General features: G+C 72.3%; 8 protein-coding genes. 4 read left to right on the forward strand and 4 right to left on the reverse strand.

Features of this window, described 5'->3' with window-relative positions:
* The 3 genes from PROKR_RS30605 to PROKR_RS36865 form a co-directional block, all read left to right on the forward strand.
* On the forward strand, nt 1-1,309 hold a 1,309-nt coding region (locus PROKR_RS30605), incomplete at its 5' end, for an HNH endonuclease signature motif containing protein (protein WP_169736355.1).
* A 179-nt stretch (nt 1,310-1,488) separates the two neighbouring features.
* Nucleotides 1,489-1,767 carry a hypothetical protein gene (locus PROKR_RS08160; RefSeq protein WP_036961761.1) on the forward strand — a complete coding sequence of 93 codons (279 nt, stop codon included), beginning with the start codon at nt 1,489-1,491 and terminating at the stop codon, nt 1,765-1,767.
* Nucleotides 1,768-2,511: 744 nt separating this feature from the next.
* Nucleotides 2,512-3,081: an SMP-30/gluconolactonase/LRE family protein gene (locus PROKR_RS36865; RefSeq protein WP_211240071.1), complete on the forward strand. Its 570-nt coding sequence runs from the start codon at nt 2,512-2,514 to the stop codon at nt 3,079-3,081.
* A gap of 38 nt (nt 3,082-3,119) precedes the next feature.
* Here the strand turns inward: PROKR_RS36865 and PROKR_RS08170 are convergent, their stop codons facing one another.
* The 4 genes from PROKR_RS08170 to PROKR_RS30610 all read right to left on the reverse strand — a co-directional run bounded on the left by PROKR_RS08170 (nt 3,120) and on the right by PROKR_RS30610 (nt 5,880).
* Nucleotides 3,120-3,413 (reverse strand): ArsR/SmtB family transcription factor, encoded by a 294-nt coding sequence (locus PROKR_RS08170; RefSeq protein WP_245605748.1) that lies wholly within the window; start codon nt 3,411-3,413, stop codon nt 3,120-3,122.
* Between the two features lie 35 nt (nt 3,414-3,448).
* Nucleotides 3,449-3,922, reverse strand: a complete 474-nt coding sequence (locus tag PROKR_RS08175; protein ID WP_051432782.1) for an SRPBCC domain-containing protein — start codon at nt 3,920-3,922, stop codon at nt 3,449-3,451.
* 44 nt (nt 3,923-3,966) lie between these two features.
* Nucleotides 3,967-4,215 carry a hypothetical protein gene (locus PROKR_RS08180; RefSeq protein ID WP_036961766.1) on the reverse strand — a complete coding sequence of 83 codons (249 nt, stop codon included), beginning with the start codon at nt 4,213-4,215 and terminating at the stop codon, nt 3,967-3,969.
* Between the two features lie 492 nt (nt 4,216-4,707).
* Nucleotides 4,708-5,880 (reverse strand): hypothetical protein, encoded by a 1,173-nt coding sequence (locus PROKR_RS30610; protein WP_051432783.1) that lies wholly within the window; start codon nt 5,878-5,880, stop codon nt 4,708-4,710.
* A 79-nt stretch (nt 5,881-5,959) separates the two neighbouring features.
* On the opposite strand from PROKR_RS30610, the gene PROKR_RS08190 reads away from it, so the two are divergent.
* Nucleotides 5,960-6,614: glycosyl hydrolase 2 galactose-binding domain-containing protein (locus PROKR_RS08190; protein ID WP_036961769.1), on the forward strand; the 655-nt coding region annotated here is incomplete at its 3' end.

Below are 6,614 nucleotides of genomic sequence, written 5' to 3' on the forward strand. Positions count from 1 at the left end.
CGCACAGTTGACGGTGGTCGAGCGGGCCGAGGCGGTTGCCCGGTACCTGCCGCAGGCCCCGTTCCGGACGTGGCGGTGGCTGCGGAACAAGCTGTTGGCGTTCGCGAAGGCCAGGCACGGCGCGCAGGAGACGGCTCGGGCGGCGGTGTTGGACCGGAATGTGCAGCTGGATCGGGCGGAGAACGACATGGGGTGGTTGTCGGCGTATCTGCCTGCGGTGGATGCTGCGGCGGTGTGGGGTGTCGTGGACGACCTGGCCCACCAGTTGCGGTACACCGCCGGTGAGGAACGGACGTTGGGTCAGTTGCATGCGGACTGTCTGACGGGGATCGTGACCGGCCGGTTGGTGCCGGGGGACCGGTCCGGGGCCACTTGCCAAGCGGAGGACGCCACGACCACGCGTGCGGGCGTGACGACGAATGCGACCGGGGACACGGACCCGGACGCGAGCACGAACGCGAGCACGACTGCTCGCACGAATCCAGGCAGGGACACGGGCATGAGTGCGACTGCGAACATCAGCAGCGACACGGGCGCCGCAGATGCTGGTGCCGGTCCGGTCTGCACGTGTGGTGGCCGGGCGCCGGTCGTCCACGAGACGGTTGTGCGGATGACGCCCACGCGCCCCGTCGTGCGGGTGACCGTGCCGGCGAGCGTGCTCCTGGGCCTGGACGACGCGCCAGGTGATCTGGACGGCTTCGGCCCGGTCCCGGCTGAGACAGCACGCCTGATCGCTGAGGATGCGACCTGGCAGCGCCTGCTCACGGACCCGGTCACGGGTGTGCTCACCGACTACTCCACCACCGCGTACAAGCCGGGCCGCGTGCTCCGGTCGGCGGTGGAGGCCAGGGACGGGACCTGCACCTTCATCGGCTGCGACTCCCGGGCCGCATCGTGCGATCTGGACCATATCGAGCCGTTCGACCACGACCAGGATGCTCGCCCTGATGCAGCGGGCAAGACTGAACCCGGGCAGACTCGTGCCGGGAACCTCCACGCGCTCTGCCGACGTCACCATCTGCTCAAGACGCACGCGGGCTGGGGTGTCGTGCGGGACCCGGCCAGCGGGATCACGACCTGGACCACGCCCACAGGCAAGAAGCACACCCGGCCGCCGACGGTCCTGGACACCCGGGTGGACCTGGACCAGGTCGACCCGGACACCAGTCACGACCTGACCCTGCGTGCCCTGACCGGACGCCGCCTGCCGCGTGCCTACACCACGACCGCACCGGCGACCGACCCCTCCGATACCTCCGACGCCTGCGACCTCACCGCCCCATCCGGACCCGGCGAGCCGCCATTCTGAACCAGGGAACAACCGTGCCAGTCCTGGCGGGCCCGGAACGGACAGCCACGCGCCGAAGCCGCTTCCATCGCGCACTCGACGGCGACCCGCCACCGCCGGGAACAAGCCACCCGCGCCGGCAGGTTGAGGCGGGTGCGCCCTGGGTCTCGGGGCGACCACGCGGCGAGAAAGGCGAGCACATGGGCGAGTCGCAGAACGAGGGGCTGGACGCGCTGATCGGGGCGATACCCGAGGGCTGGTCGCGCGCACGGATTGCAGGGCAGGCGTGGGGAGTCACCCGCACCACGCGCGCCGGGGGCAAGGTCGTCTCGTTCGAGGCGGAACGCCTCGGCAGCGCGGAAGGGCTCGGCGCGAACATCTGGTTCACCGCCGACGGCGCCGTGCTCAAGCCGTGCGAGGTGCCTGCCGAGAGCGTGCTTCAGGTCCTCCGCGCCGCGGCGTCATCGCACCGGCCGTGACCTCAGGCCTCGACGCCCCCGTCCGAGGCCCCTCCGGGCGGTAGCTCCAGCCGGCGCAACCGCACGGAGGTGCCCGCCATGTGCTCTCCTACCGTCTTCCGGGCCTGCGCGGGATCATCCTCGCCGAGCACAGTCGATGACTCGCGGCCCGGCGCCGGGTTGAAAACGTACACAAACGTACGTTTTTATGAGGGGGTGGCGGGACGTCCGCCGTCCGCCGACGAGAGGCCTTGCCATGTGCTGTCCGCCGAACCCAGACGCCGTCTCCGCCCCCGCCGCGAAGGAGAGCTGACCGGTGGGAGCGCCCAGCAATCTCGGTAGGGCAGGCGGCGTCGTCCTGGGCCTTGGCGTGCTGGCCACGGTGGTCGGCTGCGCCTCGGGGCCGGCAACCCCCGTGCCTGACGATCGAGCGGTCACCGCCGAACGAGTGGTCCAGCTGACCGCGGTGCACGAGGAGACCGGGATGACCCTGCTGGAGGGGCCCACCTTCGGCGAGGACGGCAGGCTCTACGTCGTCGACGTGACGGCTCCGGCCGGCGGGCCCAAGGTCATGGCGGTCGATCTCGACACGCGGGAGGTCGACGAGGTGTTCACCGACCGCACCGGTGCCTACACCTCGGCGCAGTTCGGCCCCGCGGACGGGCGTATCTACCTCACCGACTACGCGGGCGAGCGGATCGTCAGCATCACGCCCGACGGCGACGACCCGCGATTGTCGCCGAGGGCCGGGTCGCGGGCCGCGCCATGCACCCCGACGACCTCGCGTTCGACGAGGCGGGGAACATGTTCGTCACCGACTCCGCGTACACGCCCTACCCGAGCGCGGAACCGGCGGGCAGGGTGCTGCGGGTCGACGGCGCCACGGGCAGGGTGACCGTGCTGGCGGACGACCAGCCGAACCCGAACGGCATCTCGTTCGACGTCGGCGGCGACGCGCTGTGGGTCAGCCACCTCGACGCGAACCGCATCGACCGGCTCGTCCTCGACCGGGACGGGACGGCCGTCGTCTCGGGCCACGCCGCCATTCATGTCGACGGCGGCGTCGCCCAGACGGACTCGAACGCTGTCGACGCCGCCGGGAACGTCTACCAGGGCATGCACGGCCGGCCGGAGGTGCGGGTGTACGGCCCCGACGGCACGCACCTGACCACCGTCTCCATCCCGGCGGAGGGCGACGGCCTGCAGTCCGCGACCAACATCGCGATCCGGCCGGGGACCACGGACGCCTACGCGACGGTGAGCGGCGCGGCGGGCGGGTTCGTCTACCGGTTCGACGCCCTGGCCGAGGGGATCCGGCAGTCGAACGGCGGCTGACTCCCCCCGGGGAGCGGCGGCGCCCCCGGGGGTGGCGGTCAGATGCTCTCGGCGATGTGCTTGATCGCGGCGAGGCGGCGGTCCCACTCGGTGCCGATCGCGTCGAGGCGGCGGGCCACGGCGCTGAGCTCGGTCCCGATGACGCGGTACCGCACCTCGCGGCCGACCTGCACGGTCTCCACCAGTCCAACCTCCTGGAGCACCCCGAGATGCTTCGCGATGGCCTGCCGGGTGACGGGCAGGCTCCGGGCCAGGGCCGACGCCGAGGCGTCGCCCTGGCCGAGAGCGGTCAGGATGCTCCACCGGGTCTCGTCCGCCAGAGCGCTGCACATGGCGACCACAGTTGCGTCCAGTGATGGTCCGGTGTTCATGCCTGGCCCTCGAGGAGGGCGACGAGCTTGTCGAGCTCCGCGTCCCAGCCACCACGGTGGTCGGTCATGAGCCCCGCCGCGTCGCTGGTGTTCTCGAAGCCGGTCTCCACGACGGTGAGCCGGGTGCCGCCGGAGGCCGCCTCGAGGGTGAAGGTGAAGACCGTCGAGCGCGCCTCGTCGACCGTGTCCGGCAGCGGACCGTCCTCGTTGCACCAGCGGTAGGAGACCTCGCGCGGGGGCTGGAAGGTCTCGACCCGGATCGGCACCCGGCGCTCGCCCGGCCAGCCGATCGTGCCGAGGGCGCCCGCGCCGGAGCCGGTCAGCGTCACATGGCCGAACCACTGCGAGACCAGCTCGGGTTCGGTGACGGTGCGCCAGACCTTCTCCAACGGTGCGCTGATCTGGATCGTGCGTCGCACGGTGAAGGCGCCGGCGTCGATCACGGCCTGGGGGTTCTGCGTGTTCTCCATGAGTGTCCTATCTCTCTCGTGTTGGTGGTCCAGTGCGTCGGTGGTCAGGAGGCGGCAGGCTCGGGTTCCCCGGGCACGGCCGCCCGTGGTGCGAGCGCGGGGCGCAGCGAGCGGGTCGCGACCGCCGCGGCGACGGTGCCGATGGCGTCGACGTGGTTGCCTGCCGACGTGGGCAGGGAGGCCGCGAGGATGGCGCCGGGGCCGGCGAGGTGCTCGACACGGTGCGGCCAGGGGCTCGTGATGCCCGCTCCGCAGATGCCGAGGGTGAGCAGCGCGCTCAGGGCGATCGTCACTCGTGAACGACTTCCTCCGGCATGACTCCGTCGACCAGACATCAGGACCTCCGAGAATATGCAACTCTGCGGTTGCAATGAAGCCTGGCATGGTTCTCGGCGAAATGCAACCCCAAGGTTGCATTTCCTGGCTGTCGTCGTGCGGTTACGTGGCGCTGCCGCGCATCGTCCGGCCCGTGCTCGGGGCGCTCCTGGACATCTGGGTGCTCGCGTACCCTCCCGCCGTCGGCACGATGTGCCCGCTGACCTATCCAGCGCGGCCCGGGTGCCGGCCTCACGCCCGGTTCACACCGGCCTTCGCCTCAGCGGTCGTGCTCTCGGTCGGCTACCGCGGCGTGACGTTCCACCCGCCGACCGTTGGCCGCCGGTCGATCGTCGCGACGGTGTGGGCGCTCTGCGGCCTGGCGATCCTCGGCGTCCTGGCCGTCCAGCTCATCACCTGGGGGAGGCGTGCGCGGCTGAACGGGCCGCGCCCTGCGGCGGCATCTCGCCTCAGGACGCGAGGTCGGCCACCGCGGCGCGGTCGTGGGGCAGCCCGACGCGCATCCGCGCGAGGTCCGCGTTGCCGTCGCCGTCGTCCCAGAGGGCGTCGTTGGCGGCCAGCTCGCGGAGCACCGCCTTCTGCGCCTCGTCCAGGTCCCGCGGCGGGTCGGGGCGGACGCCCGGCCGGAACTCGACGCCAGGAAAGGCCCGGAGCAGGATCGGGCCCCAGGTCATGTCCGACCACAGCTTGCCCTGTGCGACCCGGAGCACGGGCAGGCACGCGGGCACGATCTCGGCGAGCCCAGCGTCGCGGGCCAGCAGGTTCGCCACCAGTCCGAAGTGGACGCGCATGCCGAACCTCGACGGGCGGCGGGTGAACCACTCGTCCGCCGCGAGCGGGTCGTGCAGCGCCTCGATGAGGACGGCGGTCGCCGCGGGGGAGCTGGTCAGTGGCAGAGCGGCGCAGGCACGGATCGCGGGGTCGTCGTCGGACAGCCAGCGGGCGGTGTCCGCGTCGAGGTCGCCCAGACCCAGGACGAGCACGGCGCGCTCGTCCCGCCCGGACGCGATGTCCATGGCGGCGGCCAGCGGTCCGGCCGCCGTCACCCGGTCCGGCTGGACCGCCGCGAGGCGGACGTAGGCGTCGAGGGCCGCGAGTCGCACGGCCTCGTCCTCGTCGGACAGGAGCGTCGAGACCAGGGCCAGCGCCGCGCCGCACGCCGCGGGCAGCACGGTGATCGACCGGGCCCACAGGTATTCGCTGAGCTCGGAACCCCAGACCGATTCGTCGTCCGCCGCCATCGCGTGGTAGAAGGCGTCGATCTCCTCGGCCGTGGGCTCGACGGCGTCCGGCTCGCGGGTGTCCTCGTGCCAGGACGCGCTGTCGCCGACCGCGTCGATCCAGCCCAGCAGCGCGGCCAGACGCGACCGCCCGTCCCCGTCGCGACGGCGCAGCACGGGGTCGCCCAGCAGCCCGGCCACGGCCCGCAGCGCGGGCGCCGTTGCCGGGTAGACCGTCCCCTGGTGCAGCACGGCGCCGTACAGGTGGTCGAGGCCCGCGTCGAACGCGGCGTCGTCGGCGGAGACCAGGCAGCGCAGGTGCCCCGGCGTGTCCGACGCGACCCCGTACGCGTGGAACAGCCGTGCCCAGTCCACCTCGTCGACCAGCGGCGTCGTCGTCATGGCCCCGGACCCTACCGCGCCGAGCACTTCGGTATCGTCCACATCGACTCAGAGCCGATCCGCCGAAGGGACCTCTCGCATGACGGTCGAACGCCGACTGCTCCACGACGGCTGGACCGTCGAACCCGGTCGTGGCCCCGTGCCCGACGCCGTCCGCGGGGCCGGTCCGGTCACGGCCACCGTGCCCGGCAGCGTGCACACGGACCTCCTGGCCGCCGGGCTGATCCCCGACCCGTACCTCGACGACAACGAGGCGACGCAGAAGTGGATCGGCCTGACCGACTGGACCTACCGCACGACCTTCGAGTGGTCGGCCGGCGGCCACGCGCGCCACGAGCTCGTCTTCTCGGGCCTGGACACCGTCGCGACGGTGCGTCTCAACGGCGTCGAGCTCGGCGCCGTGCGCAACATGCACCGCACGTACCGGCTCGACGTGGCGCGCACGCTGCGCGCGGGGGAGAACACGCTCGAGGTCACGTTCTCCTCGCCCGTGCGGTACGCGGACGCGGCGAGTCTCTCCCTCGGCTACCGCCCCCACACCAACCGTCACCCGTACAACGCGATCCGCAAGATGGCGTGCAGCTTCGGCTGGGACTGGGGCATCGAGACCGCCACCTCCGGCATCTGGCGCCCCGTCACCCTGGAGAGCTGGTCCGGCGCGCGTCTCGGCGAGCTCCGGGTCGCCGGTGACGTGGTCGACGGCACGCCGCGGGCCCGGGTGACGGCGCACGTCG

Origin of the sequence: Promicromonospora kroppenstedtii DSM 19349 (assembly GCF_000515355.1) — a bacterium.
GTDB lineage: Bacteria > Actinomycetota > Actinomycetes > Actinomycetales > Cellulomonadaceae > Promicromonospora > Promicromonospora kroppenstedtii.

Excerpts from the sequence above, each read along its gene's own strand:
- PROKR_RS08160 (WP_036961761.1), top strand. The coding sequence starts at position 1,489 with ATGGGCGAGTCGCAGAACGAGGGGCTGGACGCGCTGATCGGGGCGATA.
- PROKR_RS08175 (WP_051432782.1), bottom strand. The coding sequence starts at position 3,922 with ATGGAGAACACGCAGAACCCCCAGGCCGTGATCGACGCCGGCGCCTTC.
- PROKR_RS08170 (WP_245605748.1), bottom strand. The coding sequence starts at position 3,413 with ATGTGCAGCGCTCTGGCGGACGAGACCCGGTGGAGCATCCTGACCGCT.
- PROKR_RS30610 (WP_051432783.1), bottom strand. The coding sequence starts at position 5,880 with ATGACGACGACGCCGCTGGTCGACGAGGTGGACTGGGCACGGCTGTTC.
- PROKR_RS36865 (WP_211240071.1), top strand. The coding sequence starts at position 2,512 with ATGCACCCCGACGACCTCGCGTTCGACGAGGCGGGGAACATGTTCGTC.